The sequence below is a fragment of the Microvirga medicaginis genome, assembly GCF_052658925.1.
This window is the reverse complement of record NZ_JBQWEL010000002.1, coordinates 53972-72272: the sequence shown is the minus strand read 5'-3', so window position 1 is coordinate 72272 and position 18301 is coordinate 53972. Positions and strand designations below refer to the sequence as shown.

Annotated in this window: 17 protein-coding genes; 4 read left to right on the top strand and 13 right to left on the bottom strand. The window is 63.7% G+C overall.

The window, feature by feature from the left end:
- Nucleotides 1-241: 241 nt before the first annotated feature.
- Together ACUXUR_RS03410 and ACUXUR_RS03405 are read right to left on the bottom strand one after the other, a co-directional pair.
- A complete protein-coding gene (locus ACUXUR_RS03410; RefSeq protein ID WP_445500941.1) occupies nt 242-1195 on the bottom strand; it encodes an acetyl-CoA carboxylase carboxyltransferase subunit alpha in 954 nt (317 codons plus the stop codon).
- A 123-nt stretch (nt 1196-1318) separates the two neighbouring features.
- The gene (locus ACUXUR_RS03405) at nt 1319-2062 is read right to left on the bottom strand and encodes a class I SAM-dependent methyltransferase (protein ID WP_445500940.1); all 744 of its coding nucleotides are present in this window, start codon (nt 2060-2062) and stop codon (nt 1319-1321) included.
- Between the two features lie 117 nt (nt 2063-2179).
- Between ACUXUR_RS03405 and gloB the strand changes: the two genes are divergently transcribed.
- Nucleotides 2180-2947, top strand: coding sequence for a hydroxyacylglutathione hydrolase (gloB, locus tag ACUXUR_RS03400; RefSeq protein WP_445500939.1), 768 nt, complete (start codon nt 2180-2182; stop codon nt 2945-2947).
- Between the two features lie 32 nt (nt 2948-2979).
- Entirely contained in the window at nt 2980-3738 is a 759-nt protein-coding gene (locus ACUXUR_RS03395) for a GNAT family N-acetyltransferase (protein ID WP_445500938.1), read from the top strand.
- A gap of 8 nt (nt 3739-3746) precedes the next feature.
- On the opposite strand, the gene yddG is transcribed toward ACUXUR_RS03395, so the two are convergent.
- The 4 genes from yddG to ACUXUR_RS03375 all read right to left on the bottom strand — a co-directional run bounded on the left by yddG (nt 3747) and on the right by ACUXUR_RS03375 (nt 8121).
- A complete protein-coding gene (gene yddG, locus ACUXUR_RS03390; RefSeq protein ID WP_445500937.1) occupies nt 3747-4652 on the bottom strand; it encodes an aromatic amino acid exporter YddG in 906 nt (301 codons plus the stop codon).
- A gap of 378 nt (nt 4653-5030) precedes the next feature.
- Nucleotides 5031-5777, bottom strand: a complete 747-nt coding sequence (locus ACUXUR_RS03385) for an SDR family NAD(P)-dependent oxidoreductase (RefSeq protein WP_445500936.1) — start codon at nt 5775-5777, stop codon at nt 5031-5033.
- Between the two features lie 81 nt (nt 5778-5858).
- The gene (gene phbB, locus ACUXUR_RS03380; RefSeq protein ID WP_445500935.1) at nt 5859-6584 is read right to left on the bottom strand and encodes an acetoacetyl-CoA reductase; all 726 of its coding nucleotides are present in this window, start codon (nt 6582-6584) and stop codon (nt 5859-5861) included.
- A gap of 358 nt (nt 6585-6942) precedes the next feature.
- A complete protein-coding gene (locus tag ACUXUR_RS03375; protein WP_445500934.1) occupies nt 6943-8121 on the bottom strand; it encodes an acetyl-CoA C-acetyltransferase in 1179 nt (392 codons plus the stop codon).
- 214 nt (nt 8122-8335) lie between these two features.
- Here ACUXUR_RS03375 and phaR point away from each other — a divergent pair, with 214 nt between their 5' ends.
- On the top strand, nt 8336-8911 hold the full coding sequence (gene phaR / locus ACUXUR_RS03370; RefSeq protein WP_445500933.1) for a polyhydroxyalkanoate synthesis repressor PhaR: 576 nt from the start codon (nt 8336-8338) through the stop codon (nt 8909-8911).
- A 264-nt stretch (nt 8912-9175) separates the two neighbouring features.
- On the opposite strand, the gene ACUXUR_RS03365 is transcribed toward phaR, so the two are convergent.
- The 3 genes from ACUXUR_RS03365 to mtgA all read right to left on the bottom strand — a co-directional run bounded on the left by ACUXUR_RS03365 (nt 9176) and on the right by mtgA (nt 12136).
- Nucleotides 9176-10798: an EAL domain-containing protein gene (locus tag ACUXUR_RS03365; protein WP_445500932.1), complete on the bottom strand. Its 1623-nt coding sequence runs from the start codon at nt 10796-10798 to the stop codon at nt 9176-9178.
- A 215-nt stretch (nt 10799-11013) separates the two neighbouring features.
- On the bottom strand, nt 11014-11199 hold the full coding sequence (rpmF, locus tag ACUXUR_RS03360; RefSeq protein WP_445500931.1) for a 50S ribosomal protein L32: 186 nt from the start codon (nt 11197-11199) through the stop codon (nt 11014-11016).
- A 145-nt stretch (nt 11200-11344) separates the two neighbouring features.
- Entirely contained in the window at nt 11345-12136 is a 792-nt protein-coding gene (gene mtgA, locus ACUXUR_RS03355; RefSeq protein ID WP_445500930.1) for a monofunctional biosynthetic peptidoglycan transglycosylase, read from the bottom strand.
- On the opposite strand from mtgA, the gene ACUXUR_RS03350 reads away from it, so the two are divergent.
- Nucleotides 12135-13061, top strand: a complete 927-nt coding sequence (locus ACUXUR_RS03350; protein ID WP_445500929.1) for a polyprenyl synthetase family protein — start codon at nt 12135-12137, stop codon at nt 13059-13061. The genes mtgA and ACUXUR_RS03350 overlap by 2 nt on opposite strands.
- A 133-nt stretch (nt 13062-13194) precedes the next feature.
- Here the strand turns inward: ACUXUR_RS03350 and ACUXUR_RS03345 are convergent, their stop codons facing one another.
- The 4 genes from ACUXUR_RS03345 to ispG form a co-directional block, all read right to left on the bottom strand.
- Complete coding sequence (locus ACUXUR_RS03345) at nt 13195-14109, bottom strand: DMT family transporter (protein ID WP_445500928.1); 915 nt, start codon at nt 14107-14109, stop codon at nt 13195-13197.
- 79 nt (nt 14110-14188) lie between these two features.
- Entirely contained in the window at nt 14189-14737 is a 549-nt protein-coding gene (locus tag ACUXUR_RS03340; protein ID WP_445500927.1) for a GNAT family N-acetyltransferase, read from the bottom strand.
- 45 nt (nt 14738-14782) lie between these two features.
- Complete coding sequence (locus ACUXUR_RS03335; RefSeq protein WP_445500926.1) at nt 14783-16720, bottom strand: potassium transporter Kup; 1938 nt, start codon at nt 16718-16720, stop codon at nt 14783-14785.
- A gap of 287 nt (nt 16721-17007) precedes the next feature.
- A complete protein-coding gene (ispG, locus tag ACUXUR_RS03330) occupies nt 17008-18294 on the bottom strand; it encodes a flavodoxin-dependent (E)-4-hydroxy-3-methylbut-2-enyl-diphosphate synthase (protein ID WP_445500925.1) in 1287 nt (428 codons plus the stop codon).
- Nucleotides 18295-18301 lie beyond the last annotated feature (7 nt).

Sequence of the window (18301 nt, the reverse complement as noted above, 5' to 3'; positions counted from 1 at the left end):
AATGGGAGGTAAATTCGTCTCTTCGGAGGGAATGTATTGCTGGGTTTATCGTCCCGACGGGGCACCTCTCCGGAGGTATTCTGATGCCGGAAGGGCATTGAGGCCGCTCAATTTTCTCCTCTCCCTTGCGGGGGCGAGAGATTGCAACCGGGCTCCAAGCCCTCCACATCATGGCCGGGCTTGTCCCGGCCATTTCGCTTCTCAAGGAGCTGTGCTTCACAGCAGCGGAATTATCGGCGGCCTAGAGCTTGCGGCCGATATTGAGGAACTTCTCGGCCCGGTGATCCCGAATTTCCGCGGGACCCATATTGCCGAGATCGTGGAGGGCTTCTTCGATGGCATTGCCGGCGGCCTGAATGGCGGCTTCCGGGTCCCGGTGGGCGCCGCCCACGGGCTCGGTCACGATGCCGTCGATGATGCCGAGCCGCAGGAGGTCCTGGGCGGTGATCTTCATATTGGTGGCGGCGTCCTGGGCACGCGCCGCGTCGCGCCAGAGGATCGAGGCCGCTCCTTCCGGCGAAATCACGCTGTAGATGGCGTGCTCCATCATCAGCACCTTGTTGGCGGTGGCGATCGCGATCGCGCCGCCCGAACCGCCCTCGCCGATGATGATGGAGACGTTCGGCACGCCGAGTCCCAGCTGCATCTCGGTCGAGCGGGCGATGGCCTCGGCCTGCCCGCGCTCCTCCGCCTCGATGCCAGGATAGGCGCCGGCGGTGTCCACGAAGGAGAGAACGGCTAAGCCGAAGCGGTCCGCCATCTCCATCAGGCGCACGGCCTTGCGGTAGCCCTCGGGGCGAGCCATGCCGAAATTGTGCCGGATGCGGGTTTCCGTGTTGTGGCCCTTCTCCTGGCCCAGAACGCAGACGGGCTGGCCCCGGAAGCGGCCGAAACCGGCGAGAATGGCCTCGTCCTCGGCAAACTTGCGGTCGCCGGAGAGCGGCGTGAATTCGGTGATCAGGCCCGCGCAGTAATCCACGAAATGGGGCCGTTGCGGATGGCGCGCGACCAGGGTCTTCTGCCAGGGCGTGAGCCTGGAATAGAGATCCTTCAGGGCCTCGGCCGCCTTGGCCTCGAGGCGCGAGACGTCGTCCGTGATGGAAACGGCATCCCGGCTCTCACCAAGGGCCCGGAGCTCTTCGACCTTCGCCTCGAGCTCGGCGACGGGCTTTTCGAAATCGAGATAACTGCGCATCAGACTCTATGGAAAATGGAAGCCGGCGTGACTGAATAGCCTCGCCGGAGCGGGCGGACACTGGCGATTTAGGCGGTCCAAGTCAAGTTGAGCCCTGTCTTACTCCCCTAAAACCGGGCGAAATCAAGGAAGGTCGCCCATGCGGGTTGCTGGTGCCGGCACGAAAACCGGAGCCGCGCGGCGCACGCGGCGCACCGCCATGGCAGTGCCGGGCCGGTAGAGCTGCTTGGTGGCTTCCACGATATGGAGGCCTGCAAACGGCAGGGAGAAGCTGGAGCCGATCCGCTCCCAGGCCTGGGCGGTGCTGAGCACCAGGCGGTTGGTGAGGGGAGGGACGTAGAGGGTTTCCGCCCATCCTTCGGGCGAGAACCATGTCTGCCGCATCAGGCTTTTGAGCTGCGAGCGGCTGTAGGGCTGTCCGTAGCCGAAGGGGGTGGTGTCCATGCGGGCCCAGAGTCCCCGTCGGTTGGGGGCGACCATGATGATGCGTCCGCCGGGGGTCAGGATGCGCCAGATCTCGTGCAGAAGCTCGCTCGGGCTTTCGACCGTCTCAAGCGCATGGACCACGAGCACCCGGTCGATCGAGGCATCGGGCAGGGGCATCATCAGCGGGTCGACGAGCGCGGAGGCGGAGGCTCCGGTGCTCGGCCAGTTCACCACGCCCTGGCTTGCGGGCATGAAGGCGAGAGCCCGCTCGCAATCGCCTTTGACGCCCGTCAGATAGGGCGGGGCATAGCCGAGGCCGAGCACGCGCAGGCCGGTCAGCGGCCCCCAGAATTTATCGATCGCCCGGCCGACGTGACGGCGCGTAACGGCCCCGAGGGGGCTCGCGTAGAAGCTGCGCAGGTCGGTGATGTCGATACTCATGGCCTCGTCAGGGTGCCTCTCGATCCAGTTCGACAGCGTTTCATGTGGGAGCGGGATCTGGTTTCAAGCTCCGAGTGTTCCATGATAGCTCAGAGTGCATCAAGACAGGGTTCCTCGATGTCAGCCCAGATTCACGCCTTTCTCTGCCTGCAGGACAATATCGGTGTTCTGATCCACGATCCCAATACGGGCGCCTGCGCCGCCATCGACGCGCCGGAGGAGGGGCCTATCCTTGCGGCTCTCGCCGAGACGGGATGGAGCCTCACCGACATTCTTGTCACCCATCGACACAGTGATCACGTGCAGGCCATCGAGGCCTTGAAGGGCCGCACCGGCTGCCGGGTGGTGGCACCCGCCAGGGCGCGCGAGGCGGTTCCCTCCGCCGATCTGTGGGTGCGCGAAGGCGATGGGGTGCTGGTGGGCACCCTCCAGGCCCGGGTTCTCGAAACACCGGGCCATTGCGCGGATCACGTCTCCTATTGGTTCGACGAGGATCGCGCGCTCTTCGCAGGCGATACCCTCTTCACCCTCGGCTGCGGACGCATGTTCGAGGGCACCTATGCCGGTTTCTGGCAGACGCTGCAGAGGCTTGCCGCCTTGCCCGATGACACGCGCGTTTATTGCGGCCACGATTACACGCTCTCCAATGCGCGCTTCGCGCTGGCGGCGGATCCGGACAATGCCGCACTGAAGGCGCGCGCCCGGGAAGCCGAGCAGGCGAAGGCGCAAGGACGCTTCCTCGTACCGACGACGATCGGACAGGAGAAGGCCACCAATCCTTTCTTGCGGGCCGGGGAGCTTAGCGTGGCGAAAACCGTTCATAAGGAAGGGGCTTCACCCGAGGAGGTCTTCCAATCCTTAAGAGAATGGAAGAACAGGTTCTGATGACAACCACCATGGCAGGAGCGGCACGTCCCATGAATGACCACAGCCTCATCATCGGACTCGAAAGCCGGCTTCTGAACGCCTGGCCGTCTTTCGATTATCAAGCTTTTGACGGATGGATTCTGCGTCTTGCCAACGGCTATTCCAAACGCGCCAATTCCGCGACGCCCTTCCTGCCGAACGCCTCTCTCGACGAAGAGCTGATCGACTACATGATCGCCCGCTTCGTCGAAGCGAATGTGCGCCCGACCTTCCGCCTGAACGGGCTCCAGGCTGCAGATGTGGACGAGCGCCTGAAGATGCGCGGCTTCAGGGATATCGAGCCGACGCATGTGCTCGTGGCGCCGATCAAGGCCGGCGACTGCGAAGTCGATCCTGAGATCACTCTCGAACCGCATGCCTCCAAGCGTTGGGTGCGCGAGGCTGCAGAAGCCTATGGGGGCGACAAGGCCGACGATACCACCCTGATGCAGATCGTCTCCCGTATCCGTCCGAAAGCGGCTTTCGCCACGCTCAATCTTGATGAGAAGCCGGTGGCGTGGGGCCTGGGTGTCGTCGAGCGAGGCTATATCGGGCTCTACGACATCGTGGTGTCGCCCGATCTGCGCGGCATTGGCCTTGGCCGCCGCGTCGTCGCGAGCCTCATGGCCTGGGGCTGCCAGGAGGGCGCGCATAGCGCCTATCTCCAGGTGCGTGAAGAGAACGAGGTCGCACTCTCGCTTTATAAGACCACCGGCTTCGAGACGGCCTATCGCTACACCCACCGGGTTATGCCCGGACGGTCCAGCTAAGAGCTGCTTTACCGCATTTTCTTGCGGCGAACCGGAGCCACTTCGCCGGAAAATGCTTTGGGCATCAATGTCGCAACGAGCGCGCCTGCAACGATGAGGCCGCAGGAGAGCGCGAGGGTGAGCGTCGGTTCCGCATAGCCGGTGAGCACGAGCAGAAGCGTCGAAAGCACCGGCGTCGCATAAGAAGCGACACCGAGGAAGCGGATGTCGCCGCGCTTCATACCGATGTCCCAGACATAGAAGGCCGCGCCCACGGGGCCTAAGCCCAGTGCGAGAACGGCGAGCCATTGCGTCGTCGTCTCCGGCCACACGGTGGTCTCGAAGGCGAAGTGGCAGACCCAGCTCAGCAACGACGTCATGAGGCAGAATCCGGCTACCGCATCGGTCGGCACCTGGCCGAAGCGCCGCGAGAGCACCGAGTAGGCACCCCAGACGAAAGCGGCGACGAAGGCACATGCGTATCCCGGCAGATACTCTGCCCGTGCGTCGAACGCACCGCGCCCGGCAATCAGCACGACGACGCCCGCAAATCCCAGAAGCGCGCCGACAAGATGCGCGCGGCGCAGATGCTCGCCCGGAAGCAGGGACGAGAACAGCACGATCAGGAGCGGCCAGAGATAATTGATGAGTCCCGATTCGGCCGGCGGCGCCCAGCGCAAAGCCGCGAAATAAAGCGCGTGATAGCCGAAGAGACCGCCAATCCCCAGCGCCCAGACGACAGGCTTCTGGTGCAGCGCCTTGATGCCTTCGGGGCGTGCGATCCAGCTCACCATGCCCACAAGCCCGCCGACGAGAAAGGTCATGGCGTTGAGCTGGAACGGGGGGATCTTGCCCGTGGCTGCCGTGAACAGGGCGAGCATGGACCAGAGCAGGATGGCGGCGAGGCCGATGGTGGTGGCGGTGCGAGTCGTCATGATGCCCGCCACCTAGCATGTCATCCGTAAGAAAGCGAAGCGGAGAAGTGGTGTTGCTTTGCGATGACGGTAATTTCCCCTCCCTCTTGCGGAGAGGGGTGGGATGGTGCAGCCGGGTGAGCGATTGAACACGATCAATGCTCGTCATCCCCGGCCTTGTGCCGGGGATCCACGTCTTTGATCCGTTGTGGTTCCCAAGACGTGGATGGCTGGGCCAAGCCCGGCCATGACGTTGTAGGGTGGTCGTGTTTTCTGGATGACGCGCAGCGCTCCGATTTTCCGACCCCCGTCCTTCATCCCTCCCAGGGGAGGGAATACGCGCACCGCATCCTTATGTAAGCTGGGCTCTTAATATGAGAGGTATCTTGTGAGACACTTTTAATAAGTCGTACGTCCGCCGCTGAGATCGAAGGTTGCTGCTGTCGTGAAGGAGTTCTCCTCGGAGAGGAGCCAGGCCACCATGGCGGCGATCTCGTGCAGTTCGACGAAGCGGTCTCTCGGAATACGCACGCGCATATACTCGATGAATTCCGGTGTCAGCGTGTCCAGGATCTTGGTCTTGGCGGTGGTGGGCGTGATGCAGTTGACGGCGATTCCCGTCTTCGCGAGTTCCTTGCCGAGTGACTTGGTGAGGCCGATCACGCCTGCCTTCGCGGCGCTGTAGGCGGCGAGATTGGGATTGCCCTCCTTGCCGGCGACCGACGCGATGTTGACGATACGGCCGTAATTGTTCTCCTGCATGATCGGCACGATGGAGCGACAGCAGTTGAAGGTGCCCGTCAGGTTGACCTCGACGACGCTGCGCCATTCCTCGGCCGCGTATTCCGTCAGGGGTTTGACCGGGCCTGTGATCCCGGCTCCGTTCACCAGTCCGTCGATGCGGTCGAAGGCGGCGCGGGTCTGCTGCGTGGCGTGCTCGACGGACAAGGTGTCCGCCACATCGACGCTCAACCCGATGCAATCCTTGGAAAGCGCGGCGGCACTCGCCTCGGCTTCCTCGAGATTCAGATCCCAGACAGCGACCCTCGCGCCCGACTGAACGAGCCGCTCGCCGATGGCGTAGCCGATGCCGCGGGCCCCACCCGTGATGACCACGGTCCGGCCTGTCATGTCGATTCGATTCATCGATTGGTTCCTTGATGGGCGATGTGGGATGCATGGACGGCCCGGACAGAAGCGAGAGTTCTGTCCGGGATGCAAACCCAATCAGGCCATGTACTGCCCGCCGTTGAGGCTCAGAGTGGAGCCGGTCACGAAGCCAGCATCGTCGCTTGCGAGGAACAGCACGCCGCGCGCGACTTCTTCCGCCTCGCCGAGACGGCCTACCGGAATGAGCGGCAGGATCTTGGATTTCAGCACCTCTTCCGGCACGGCCTTCACCATCTCGGTGGCAATGTAGCCGGGTGCGATCACGTTGACGGTGACACCCTTGTTCGCATTCTCGAGCGCGAGCGCCTTGGCAAAACCGATCACGCCCGCCTTCGCGGCCGAGTAGTTCGCCTGTCCCATCTGGCCCTTCTGGCCGTTGATGGAAGAAATGATGATGATGCGGCCGAAGCCTCGTTCGCGCATGCCCTCGATCACGGGACGCGTGCAGGTGAACATGGAATCGAGATTGGTGCGTATGACAGCGGACCACTGATCGAAGGTCATCTTGTGGAACATGCCGTCGCGGGTAATGCCCGCATTGTTGACGAGGATGTCAACGGGACCGAGTTGTGCCTCCACGGCTCGAATGCCGGCTTCGCAGGCGGCCGGATCGGAGACGTCGAACTTGAAAACGGGGATGTCCGTCTCGGATTTGAACTGGTTCGCCGCCTCGTCATTCCCTCCGTAATTCGCAGCAACCCTGTACCCGGCCTGCTTCAGAGACGTTGAAATCGCGGCGCCGATGCCGCGAGTGCCTCCAGTGACCAATGCAACGCGCGCCATGCTGTTTCCTTCCTCAAGCGTTTCCCTGGCGGATTTCTGGTGAATCCGTTCGTGAGGTGGAGTGCCGTTGGCCGGCAACTTCCAGTCACAGCTTATTACATGTGGCGCGGTGGGGAAGGGTGTAGGCCCGTTATTTCACTTAGGCCTTTTGGCCTAACGAAAACGGCTTGCACCTTTTGGGAGGGCAAGCCGTCATAGTCTCGATCAGACGTCGAAACTCGCTGTCCTGAGCCTCATCCTGAGGAGGACCGTCAGGTCCGTCTCGAAGGACGAGGCGTCTCCAGTGCACTCTGGACCATCCTTCGAGACGCAGACTTCGTCTGCTCCTCAGGATGAGGATGTGCCGTGTTCAGCGCTCTTAGCGCTCCAGGCACATGGCGACGCCCATGCCGCCGCCGATGCAGAGGGTGGCGAGGCCCTTCTTGGCGTTGCGGCGGCCCATCTCGTGCAGCAGGGTCACGAGCACGCGCGCGCCGGAGGCGCCGATCGGGTGGCCGATGGCGATCGCGCCACCGTTCACGTTCACGATGGACGGATCCCAGCCCATGTCCTTGTTGACCGCGAGCGCCTGAGCCGCGAAGGCCTCGTTCGCTTCCACGAGCTCGAGGTCGGACACTTTCCAGCCGGCCTTCTCGAGCGCCTTGCGGGAGGCCGGGATCGGGCCCGTGCCCATGATCGCCGGATCGACACCGGCCGTCGCCCAGGAGGCGATGCGGGCAAGCGGAGTGAGGCCGCGCTTCTGCGCTTCGGCTTCCGTCATCAGCACGAGGGCGGCGGCGCCGTCATTGATGCCCGAGGCGTTGCCTGCGGTCACCGTGCCGTCCTTCGAGAAGGCGGGTCTCAGCTTGGCGAGCGCCTCGAGGGTCGTTCCGGCACGGATGTACTCGTCCTGATCCACCACGATGTCGCCCTTGCGGGACGAGATGGTGACGGGCGTGATCTCGTCCTTGAAGCGGCCTTCCTTCTGGGCGGCCTCGGCCTTGTTCTGCGAGGAGGTCGCGAACTGGTCCTGCTCCTCGCGGGTGAGCTGCCAGCGCTGGGCCACGTTTTCGGCGGTGTTGCCCATGTGGTAGCCGTTGAAGGCATCCATCAGGCCGTCCTTCAACATGGTGTCCACGAGCTTGAAGTCGCCCATCTTGGTGCCGGCGCGCATATAGGCGGCATGCGGGGCGAGCGACATGGATTCCTGGCCGCCGGCCACGATGATGCTGGCATCGCCGTTGGCGATCTGCTGCATGCCGATGGCGACTGTGCGAAGGCCCGAGCCGCAGAGCTGGTTGAGGCCCCAGGCGGTCTTTTCCTGCGGCACGCCCGCAGCCATGGCGGCCTGACGGGCCGGGTTCTGGCCCTGGCCTGCGGTGAGGATCTGGCCGAGGATCACCTCGTCGACTTCCGCAGCCTCGACCTTGGCGCGCTCCAGCGCCGCCTTGATGGCGACGGCGCCCAGATCGTGGGCCGGGGTGTTGGCGAAAGCGCCGTTGAAGGAGCCGACCGGCGTGCGCGCGGCGCCGACAATGACGATGCTGTCTTGGGCCATTTCTCTCTCCTATGACTCGCTGTTCAAAAGATAGTGCTGGTTCGATCAAAGCCCCAGACGGTGCGATGTCAAGGACAGGATAGGACAAGCAGGCCGGGAGTCCCTTAGACTTTTGGCGCTTTGATCGTGGAGCATAAGGCTTATAATCAGTTAAGGCCGCTGAGATCCCGCTGGGAGCCCCGGCCACCGGTTTTCAGGAGCGTATCGGGTCCACATGGCGACGGAAAAACAGCCGACTGTCATCAAGAAATATGCCAACCGCCGCCTCTATCACACCGGCACTTCGGCCTATGTGACGCTGGAAGATCTGGCCGGCATGGTCCGCCAGGGCGAGGACTTCGTGGTCTACGACGCGAAGTCGGGTGAGGACATCACCCGCAGCGTTCTGACCCAGATCATCTTCGAGCAGGAGAACAAGGAGGGGCAGAACCTTCTCCCCGTGACGGTGCTTCGCCAGCTCATCCGCTTCTACGGCGACAGCATGCAGGCCCTGGTGCCGAGCTATCTCGAATTTTCCATGAACAATCTGTCCCAGGAGCAGCAGAAACTCCGGGAGCAGATGGCCCAGGCCTTCGGCCCTTCGGCCTTCCAGGCCATGGAGGAGCAGGTGCGCAAGAACATGAGCTTCTTCACGGAAGCCATGCGCATGTTCTCGCCTTTCCCTCAGGGCGGTCCGGGCGCTCCCGCGCCAATGGCTCCTCCTCAGGGCGAGGAACCCAGCGATCTCGACGCCCTCAAGCGTCAGATGGCCGACATGCAGGCCAAGCTCGACAAGCTGGCGAACAAGTAGGGATTCTCTCGGTTAGGTTGTCATGGCCGTCCCTGGACTTGATCCGGGAACGGGCCTCCTGCTTTCACGCTCACCGACCTCATCCTGAGGAGGCGCGCAGCGCCGTCTCGAAGGAGATTCCAGAGGGCACTGAAACATCCTTCGAGACACAGACTGCGTCTGCTCCTCAGGATGAGGTTTGTGCATTGGAAATCTGATGAAGGCGGGGATCACCGGCACAAGGCCGGTGATGGCGTGATGGGGGCAAGCAACAAGATCGAGTGCTTACGCCTTGGCGGCCTTCAGCACTTGCTGCAGGTTCTGCGGCGGCACGACGGCCTCCGGCTCGCCGAACAGGGCGCCTTCCAGGTAATCCACGCCCCAGGCGGTCAGCAGCCGCGCGCTTGCCTCGTCCTCGACCCATTCGGCAGCGACGGCGATACCCATGTTCTGGGCCCGCTCGACAAGGGCGCGCACGAAGAGCCGGTCCTCCGTCGAGCGCTTGAGCGGTAGGATGAAGACGCCGTCGATCTTCAGCATGTCGAAAGGCATGTGGCGCAAGGCTGACGGCGCGATATACCCGAGGCCGAAGCCGGACAGCGACAGGCCGATGCCGATGGCCTTCATCGCATGGAGGCGTCCGAGGAGCGACGCATCCTTGGCCAGCGCGATCTCCGGAACCTCAATCACGAGGCGCGACTCGATGCCGGGTCGCGCGCCGAGATGGGCGGCGAGCATGGGCAGCCATTCGGCATCCTTCAAGGATGCCGGGGAGACCGGCAGGGCGACACGCTCCTGGCAGTGGCGGGCGAGATAGTCCGCCGCCATTTCCAGCATGCGCCCGTCCACGAGGAGGCTCAGATTCGTATCGCCAAGGGCTGGGAGCGGGCCGAGCGGGACGATCCGTCCGTCCGGGCCGGTCAGAGCAGCCACGGCCTGCATTAGAATCGGGCTGCGGCTATGGGCGTCCATCATGGGCCGGCAGGCCAGGGTCAGGCTTCGGTCGTTGAGCGCGGCCACCACATCGAAGGGGGCCTTCTCGGTCGCAGCAGAACGGGGCGCGGGCCGGGAATCGTAGAGCCTGAAGGACTCATCGCCTGCAAGCGCAGCCTCGAGGGCCTGCTCGGCAAAGCGCAAAAGCTTGGTGGCCTTGAATGTCTGGTCCGGCGCGCAGGCGGCGGCAAGCGTCAGCCGTCCCGAGCAATCCTTCAGGAAGCCCGCCACCCGCTTCATGGCGCCTACGGCCTCCGAAGTCGGACAGCCGGTCAGGGTCAGGGTGAAGCGGCTCGGGCTCAGGGCCCCGAAATGGTCGTGCCGCCGCATCATCGGGCGGAGCCTGCGGGCAATGACGTCGAGAGCATCCGCATCGTCCCCGTCGAGGGAGCCGACGATCAGGGTGCAGGTCTGGGAGAGGCGAAGGGCCTCGTTGATGCCGTTCTGGATCTGACCCAGCAGGCCGGACCGGGCCTGGACCCGGGCGGGCAGTGCTTGAGGGGCCAGGCTCCGATCGGCCCGCAACAGGCCGCGCAGGAAAGCGGGGCGGCCCTGAATATCCAGCTGAAAGCGGCCCGCATCCTCTACCATGAGAATCTGATCGGGTCCGAGGCGCAGGGCATAGCGGGTCTCGAAGCTGCCATTGCCTCCAGCAGCACTCGCCTCGTGGCGGGAGACGCCGCTTCCTGGTTCGACGAGCTGGGCGAAGGCCTTTCCTGTCCGTGGAAGGTCCCGGGCCAGGATGCCCAAGAGCGCGGCAGCGTTGGGGCTCCAGGTCAGGGTGTCGGACAGAATGTCCCAGGAATAGGCGGCGCCGGAATGGGAGGTCGGGAAGGCCTCAGGGACTTGGCGCTTGCGCGGCGTCCGGGGTGTTCCTTCAAAGATCCCCGCCTGGCCAGGCCGCTTCGTCGCCATCACTCTCACCCTCGAACACGCAAAACAGGGTGGGGCGGGAGGCGCGTGATGCGCCGGAAGGCTCCGGCCCCGTTCAAAATCGAGGCTCAAGGATCGGCCTTCAGGCTTAACGAACTGTAAAAAGTGTAAGAAAAATCAGGGCTTTTGGGGATTGCGGGCATAAAAAAACCGGCGCATCGCGCGCCGGTTTTTTTATCTTGCATGCCGCGTAAAACTTACGCTTCAGCCTTCACCTTCAGAACCTGACGGCCGCGGTACATGCCGGTCTTCAGGTCGATATGGTGAGGACGGCGAAGCTCGCCGGAATCCTTGTCCTCGATGTAGGTCGGGGCCTTCAAGGCATCGGCGGAGCGACGCATGCCACGCCGCGAGGGCGACGTTTTTCTTTTAGGAACGGCCATTTCTCGTCTCCGGTCAAAAAAGCGGAGCGCCCGCTCAACCGGGGAACGCTCACATCTCAAACTTGATGAGGTTGCGCCTCATACAAGGTCTTTGGGGAAATATCTAGCCCTTTCCTGCACCACAAGGGTTTTTCGTGGTCGCAGGTCAGGGCTTCAGGCATTCGCTGTAAGGGGCAGCCCCCGCCATCCGCGCCTGAAGCTGGCCTGCCAGACCATTCAGACGGGCAGTCGGCCGGGCCGGATTGCGCTTGAGCGGGTTTGGAAGCGCCCGGGCGAGCAGGGCCGCCTCCCGGCGGGTCAGGTTCTTGGCAGGCTTTCGGAAGTATTTCTGCGCCGCAGCCTCGGCCCCGAAGACCCCTTCGCCCCATTCGGCAATGTTAAGGTAAACCTCCATCATCTGCCGCTTGGACCAGATCAGGTCGAGATAGAGGGCGACCGGGATCTCCAGCCCTTTGCGGAGGTAGGAGCGGCTCGGGGTGAGAAACAGGTTCTTGGCCACCTGCATGGGAATGGTCGAGGCCCCGCGCGTCGGCCCGTCCTCGTCGGCCTCTTCCACCACCTCGCGCAGGGCGGTCCAGTCCACGCCGCTGTGCTCGCAGAACCGGCTGTCCTCCGAGGTCATGACCGCGAGCGGCAGGTGAGGGGAGATCCCGTCGATGGATACGTAGTCCCGTTCCACGCTCTGCAGAGAAAGCCAGCGGCCGAGCATGAGGGTCGAGACCGGGGGCACGACCCAGTACAAAAGCCCTAGCCAAACGACGGCGCCAACCCATAAGAGAATGGCACCGAGGCCGATCCGGACGAGACGGCGGACGAAGCGGGCAGCCGTCATCGGCTCGCGCGCAGGCTCCCACCGCAGCGTCCATCGCCGGCCCGTTCGTCCACCACCATTCTCCTCGGAGGGAGCGGCCGCCCCTTCCGAATTCGGGCTCATCATGATGCCATCCACCAGCACTTTCAGCGCGCGACTCACCGAGGCCGCAAGGCTCGTCGAAGCCCATCTCCAAGCCTTGCTAGCAGACAATGTCCGCCACGGCGAGATTGCCCGGCCTGCCCGGCTCATGGAAGCCATGCGGCATGCTGTACTCGGTGGCGGCAAGCGATTGAGGCCTTTCCTCACCATTGAGGCGGCGCGCCTCTTCGGCCTTGAGGGGCAGGGCCCGTTGCGGGCAGGGTCGGCCGTCGAGCTCTTGCATTGCTATTCCCTGGTGCATGACGACCTGCCTTCCATGGACGACGACGATCTGCGCCGGGGGCGTCCCACGGTGCACCGGGCCTATGACGAGGCGACCGCGATTCTCGTGGGCGATGCCCTGCAGGCGCTTGCCTTCGAGGTGCTCGCCGATCCTGAAACCGATTCGGATTCCGCCGTGCGCTCCGATCTCGTGCTGGGGCTTGCCCGCGCTTCCGGTCTCGGCGGCATGGTCGGCGGGCAGCTGCTCGATCTCTCGGCGGAGGGCCGCTATGGCGCTGTGACCATGGGCGAGGCGGCGGTGCGCCAGCTTCAGATGATGAAGACGGGCGCCATCCTCACCTTCTCGGTGGAAGCCGGCGCGATCCTTGGAAAAGCCGATGCGGGTGCACGCCGAAGCTTCGTGGAGTACGGGCGCGCTCTCGGCGCTGCGTTCCAGGTGGCCGATGACATTCTCGACCGCGAGGCTTCGCCCGAGGCGCTCGGCAAGCGCACGGGCAAGGATCAGGAGAAAGGTAAGGCGACCCTGGTCGATCTGCTCGGACTCGATGGCGCCAGGCGCGAATGCCGTCAGCTCGTCGAGAAGGCGGATGCCGCGCTCGAGAGTTTCGGCGACAGGGCGCAGACCTTGCGCGAGGCGGTTCGCTTCGTCGTCGAGCGCGAGGTTTGAAGCCCCTTCCACTCACTCTGTCCTCATCCTGGGGAGGGCCGCAGGCCCGTCTCGAAGGAGGATCCAGTGCGTTCTGGAAACGCCTCGCCCTTCGAGACGCTACGTTCCTCAGGGTGAGGCTGCGATGTGAGGTTTAAGCGCTGACGGACTGGCGACGCTTGAACCAGCGCGGCAGCTTCATCTCGCTGACGATCACGCCGGCAACGATCAGGGCCGCACCGATCAGCGCGGCAGCAGGCAGACGCTCGCCATAGAGGCGGCCGACGATTCCGGCCCACACGGGCTCGCCCGCATAGATCACCGTGGCGCGCGTGGGCGATACCGTCTTCTGCGCCCAGTTCATGGCGAGCTGAATGCCGGCGCTGGCAAGACCGAGACCGACGGCGCTGAGGATCAGAAGCCATGACGGTTCCGGCAGCGGCTCGCCGAGCGGCGCCATGAGGCCGAGCGCGAGAAGCGACGTCGTCGCGAGCTGCACGACGGTGACGCGGCGCGCATCGACCTTTCCGGCAAAGCCGCCGATGAGAATGATCTCGGCGGAGATGGCGACGGCGCAAAGGAGCGTCAGCAATTCACCAAGTCCGAGGCCGATGGAGGTTCCATCGGGACCTGCCAGCAGCGCAAGTCCAACAAAGGCGAAGGCGATGCCCGTCCAGGCCATGATGCTCGGCGGCTTCTTCAGCACCAGCCATTGCAGCAGCGGCACGATGGGCACGTAGAGCGCCGTGATGAAGGCCGATTTGCTGCTGGGGATATATTGCAGTCCGTAAGTCTGCAGCGTGTAGCCGAAGAAGATCGCGATTCCGATCATCACGCCCGCCTTGATCTCCTTCCATGTCAGCCCGCGCAGCACCGGCGCGGCGATGATCGCCATCATCAGGGCAGCGGTACCGAAGCGAAGGCCTACGAAGAACAGCGGACCGCTGACGCTCAGCGCGGTCTGGACGGTGAGGAAGGTTGCGCCCCAGATCATCGTCACGAACACCAGAACAGCCTCGCTGCGGCTGAGGGTGAAGGGAGAGACGGACGAAGAAGGGGCAGTGCTCAAGAAGGATGTCCTCGGCGGAAAAGAGCGTCGGTTAGGGGCAATCGTCACCCTGGTCAAGGCAGCCGGATGGTTATGGCGATCAGCGCACGTGTGTGGGCACCCAGAAGGAGAGCTTTCGATGGCCCGGCCGCGTGAGGTGCGGAAAGGTGCCATCCGCAATGCCGCCATTGGCGAGGATCACCTTGCGAGAGCCTTCGTTGTCGTCGTCGCAGGTAATCTGAACCCGCGCAAAACCCTCGTCATGAGCAACAAGGAGAATCTGCCGCAGAGCCTCGGTCGCATAGCCGCGCCGTTGCTTCCAGGGCACGATGGAATAGCCGATATGGCCGTAGGACGTCGGCTTGAGCTCCTTCACGCCCCGTTCGAAGCGGAAGCTGATACGTCCGCAGAATTCACCGTCGCTGATCCAGAAATCATGCGCAGGCAATCGCGGCACTTCGCGCCCGTCGGGCTGACGGACAGTCGGGCTGTTGTAGAGATCGAAAAGAAAACGTTCGGGATCGGCCCTCAGCGCCATCAGCTGCTCTGGGCCATTGTTGTGGTCGGCGCTGGGGGACCAGCCGCGCACGAGCGCCTGCTCATAGGCAGGCAACCATTCGAGGCATGGATGGAGGAGCGTGATCGTCATGCCGGGAAGCTGCCATTCCGGCGAGGGAATGGCAACTTGCAGGTCTTACACGGTGACCTGCGTTCCCACTTCCACCACGCGGCCGGTGGGAATCTGGAAGAAGTCCGTGGCGTCGCTCGCCGACTTCGCGAGGCTGATGAACACCTTGTCCTGCCAGAGCGGCATGCCCGACTGGCTGGCCGGGCGGATCGAACGCCGCGAGAGGAAGAACGACGTCGCCATGATGTCGAACTTGAAGCCCTGCTTGCGCAGGATCGCGAGACCACGCGGGATGTTCGGTGTTTCCATATAGCCGTAGCTCAGGCGGATGCGCCAGAACGAGTCGCCCACATGCTCGATGGCGACGCGGTCGTCGTCGTCCACGCGCGGAATGTCCTCGCTGCGCACGGTGAGGATCACGTTCTTCTCGTGCAGAACCTTGTTGTGCTTGAGATTATGCAGAAGGGCTGCGGGTGCGGTGTCGGGGTCGCTCGTGAGGAAGACGGCGGTGCCCTTCACCCGGTGCGGCGGGCTCTTTTCGAGCATCTGCACCAGCTCGAGCAGCGGCACGTCGATCTTGCGGGTCTTCTCGAACAGGATGTTCGTGCCCTTCACCCAGGTCCACATGGTGACGATGAGCACCGATGCGAGAATGACCGGCACATAGCCGCCGGTGAACAGCTTCAGCAGATTCGCGCCAAAGAAGGCGAGATCGATGAAGAGGAAAGGCAACATCATTGCGAGCGTGAGGCCCAGCGACCAGCGCCAGCCCTTCCAGATCACGATGATGGCGAGGATCGCATCCACCGACATCGAACCGAACACGGACACGCCGTAAGCGTGCGACAGGTTGCTCGACGATCCGAAGATCAGGACGAGCACGATCACGCCGAACAGCAGCATCCAGTTGACGCGCGGCAGATAGATCTGGCCCTGGTGGGTTTCCGACGTGAAGCGGATCTCGAGGCGCGGCAGAAGACCGAGCTGGATCGCCTGGCGGGTGAGCGAGAACGCGCCGGTGATCACGGCCTGGCTCGCGATGATGGTGGCGAGCGTCGCCAGAATGATCATGGGAACCAATGCCCATTCCGGCACCAGATGGAAGAGCGGCGACTCGGCTTTTTCGGGATGGGCAAGCACCATCGCGCCCTGGCCGAAGTAATTGATCACGAGCGCCGGGAAGACGAGATAGAGCCACGCGCTGCGGATCGGCTTCGCACCGAAGTGGCCGAGATCCGCATAGAGCGCCTCGGCGCCCGTCACCGACAGACAGACGGCGCCCAGAACGGCGAGCGATACGGCCGGATGATTGATGAAGAAGCTGATGCAGTGAAGCGGGTTGATGGCCGTCAGAACAGTAGGGTCGTCAGCGATGTGCATCGCCCCGGCGACGGCAAGCGCTGCGAACCAGACGAGCATGACGGGGCCGAAAAAGGAAGCGACCTTGCCCGTCCCGCGGCTCTGGACGACGAAGAGGGCGGCCAGAATCCCGAGAGTGATCGGCACCACGTAGGATTCGAGATCGGGTGCGACGAGCTTCAGGCCCTCCACAGCAGAAAGAACCGAAATGGCAGGGGTGAGAACCGCATCGCCATAGAAGAGGCCGGCGCCGGCGATGCCGAGCGCGAGGACGAGGCCGCCTCTGTGCCGGACCGCGCGCTGCGCCAGAGCGACGAGAGTCAGGGTGCCACCTTCGCCCTTGTTGTCGGCACGCAGCAGGATCACGACATACTTGATGGTCACGACCAGAACGAGCGACCACAGGATCAGGGACAGAACACCGAGAATGATGTCTCGTGTGACAGGAGCGCCAGCGGCAGCGGCAGCGACGGATTCCTTGAAGGCGTAGAGCGGGCTCGTACCGATATCACCGAACACGACGCCGATGGCGCCGAGCATGAGCGTCCAAAAGCCCCCGGGAGTATGGGCATGAGCTTCGGGGAGGGTGGCCTCCGGAGCCGCGGAATCCGCGTGCCGGGGAGCGACAGCTTGTTGTTCTGCCATGTGTGCTTTTCTACTGCGGGTGGCCCGCGGACGGCCCTTGTTCCAAGTCACTCTGCAATAACGACGAAGGGCGGCCCCTTCTAAGCCTCGGACCCAAAAGTGGACACCACTTTTGGGACTTATCCGATGCTCTCTTCCTCAGGGAGCGCATCGTTTAAGCGGAAAACCGGATCGACTTTTCCGCACGATGCGCCAGTGAGTGTGGCGGCCGTCACTGCCGGCGCGGCGGCTGTCTAGCATATCGCGCTTGAGCTTAAAACGAAATTTCGATCAGGGTTCCATCTGCCTCACTCGGCAGCATCGCGCCCCGGTTGACCATAGGTCTTCTCGATGTAGTCGAGCACGATCTTCTGGAAATCCTGAGCGAGCGTCGGGCCACGTAACGTCATAGCTTTCTTTCCGTCGATGAAGACGGGCGCGGCCGGCTGCTCACCGGTGCCGGGCAGTGAAATGCCGATATTGGCGTGCTTCGACTCGCCGGGGCCATTCACGATGCAACCCATCACAGCGACGTTCAGGTTCTCGACGCCGGGATAGGTGCGCCGCCACTCGGGCATGGAGGTGGAAATCCAGTTCTGGATATCCCGCGCCAACTCCTGGAACACGGATGACGTCGTACGCCCGCAGCCTGGGCAGGCGGCGACCAGCGGCACGAAGGTGCGAAAACCCATAGTCTGGAGCAATTCCTGCGCCGTCTTCACTTCGAGCGTGCGGTCTCCGCCCGGCTCGGGTGTGAGGGAATAACGGATCGTATCGCCGATGCCCTGCTGCAGCAGGATTCCGATGGCAGCGGAGGAGGCCACGATGCCCTTCGTGCCCATGCCGGCTTCGGTGAGGCCCAGATGGATCGCGTAGTCGGAACGGCGGGCCAGTTCCTGATAGACCGCGATCAGGTCCTGCACCGCGGAGACCTTGGCGGACAGAATGATGCGGTCCTTAGCGAGGCCGATCTCTTCCGCACGGGCCGCGGAGAGAAGGGCGGACTGGATCATCGCCTCCCGCGTCACCCAGCGCATGTCGCGCGGGTTCGCGGAAGCCGCGTTCTCGTTCATCAGATGAGTGAGCAGCTCCTGGTCGAGGGAACCCCAGTTCGCACCGATGCGCACGGCCTTGCCGTGCCTGATCGCCATTTCGACGATTGCCCCGAACTGCCGGTCCTTCTTCTCCTTGAAGCCCACATTGCCGGGGTTGATGCGGTACTTGTCGAGGGCTTCCGCACAGGCCGGATGATCGGCCAGCAGCTGGTGGCCGATATAGTGGAAATCGCCCACGAGCGGCACGGTCACGCCCAGGCGGTCGAGCCGCTCGCGGATCTTCGGCACCGCTGCCGCGGCCTCGTCCCGGTCCACCGTGATGCGCACGAGCTCCGAACCGGCCCTGCTCAGCGCCGCCACCTGGGCGACGGTGGAATCCACATCCGCCGTATCCGTGTTGGTCATCGACTGGACGACGATCGGCGCGCCGCCGCCGACCATCACGGAGCCGACCCGCACGCCTACCGTGCGGTGGCGCGGGGCGGGGCCTGCGAGGCTTTCAAGGCAAGCGGCTTCGGGCGAAGAGGACATCAAAGACATGCTGCAA

What these genes read in the sequence shown, in the direction of transcription:
- mtgA (WP_445500930.1), bottom strand. Translation starts at nt 12,136, where the DNA reads ATGATGAGCCCGAATTCGGAAGGGGCGGCCGCTCCCTCCGAGGAGAAT.
- ACUXUR_RS03385 (WP_445500936.1), bottom strand. Translation starts at nt 5,777, where the DNA reads ATGAATCGAATCGACATGACAGGCCGGACCGTGGTCATCACGGGTGGG.
- ACUXUR_RS03410 (WP_445500941.1), bottom strand. Translation starts at nt 1,195, where the DNA reads ATGCGCAGTTATCTCGATTTCGAAAAGCCCGTCGCCGAGCTCGAGGCG.
- ACUXUR_RS03365 (WP_445500932.1), bottom strand. Translation starts at nt 10,798, where the DNA reads ATGGCGACGAAGCGGCCTGGCCAGGCGGGGATCTTTGAAGGAACACCC.
- ACUXUR_RS03405 (WP_445500940.1), bottom strand. Translation starts at nt 2,062, where the DNA reads ATGAGTATCGACATCACCGACCTGCGCAGCTTCTACGCGAGCCCCCTC.
- ACUXUR_RS03350 (WP_445500929.1), top strand. Translation starts at nt 12,135, where the DNA reads ATGATGCCATCCACCAGCACTTTCAGCGCGCGACTCACCGAGGCCGCA.
- gloB (WP_445500939.1), top strand. Translation starts at nt 2,180, where the DNA reads ATGTCAGCCCAGATTCACGCCTTTCTCTGCCTGCAGGACAATATCGGT.
- phaR (WP_445500933.1), top strand. Translation starts at nt 8,336, where the DNA reads ATGGCGACGGAAAAACAGCCGACTGTCATCAAGAAATATGCCAACCGC.
- ACUXUR_RS03340 (WP_445500927.1), bottom strand. Translation starts at nt 14,737, where the DNA reads ATGACGATCACGCTCCTCCATCCATGCCTCGAATGGTTGCCTGCCTAT.
- phbB (WP_445500935.1), bottom strand. Translation starts at nt 6,584, where the DNA reads ATGGCGCGCGTTGCATTGGTCACTGGAGGCACTCGCGGCATCGGCGCC.
- ispG (WP_445500925.1), bottom strand. Translation starts at nt 18,294, where the DNA reads ATGTCTTTGATGTCCTCTTCGCCCGAAGCCGCTTGCCTTGAAAGCCTC.
- ACUXUR_RS03375 (WP_445500934.1), bottom strand. Translation starts at nt 8,121, where the DNA reads ATGGCCCAAGACAGCATCGTCATTGTCGGCGCCGCGCGCACGCCGGTC.
- yddG (WP_445500937.1), bottom strand. Translation starts at nt 4,652, where the DNA reads ATGACGACTCGCACCGCCACCACCATCGGCCTCGCCGCCATCCTGCTC.
- ACUXUR_RS03335 (WP_445500926.1), bottom strand. Translation starts at nt 16,720, where the DNA reads ATGGCAGAACAACAAGCTGTCGCTCCCCGGCACGCGGATTCCGCGGCT.
- rpmF (WP_445500931.1), bottom strand. Translation starts at nt 11,199, where the DNA reads ATGGCCGTTCCTAAAAGAAAAACGTCGCCCTCGCGGCGTGGCATGCGT.
- ACUXUR_RS03395 (WP_445500938.1), top strand. Translation starts at nt 2,980, where the DNA reads ATGAATGACCACAGCCTCATCATCGGACTCGAAAGCCGGCTTCTGAAC.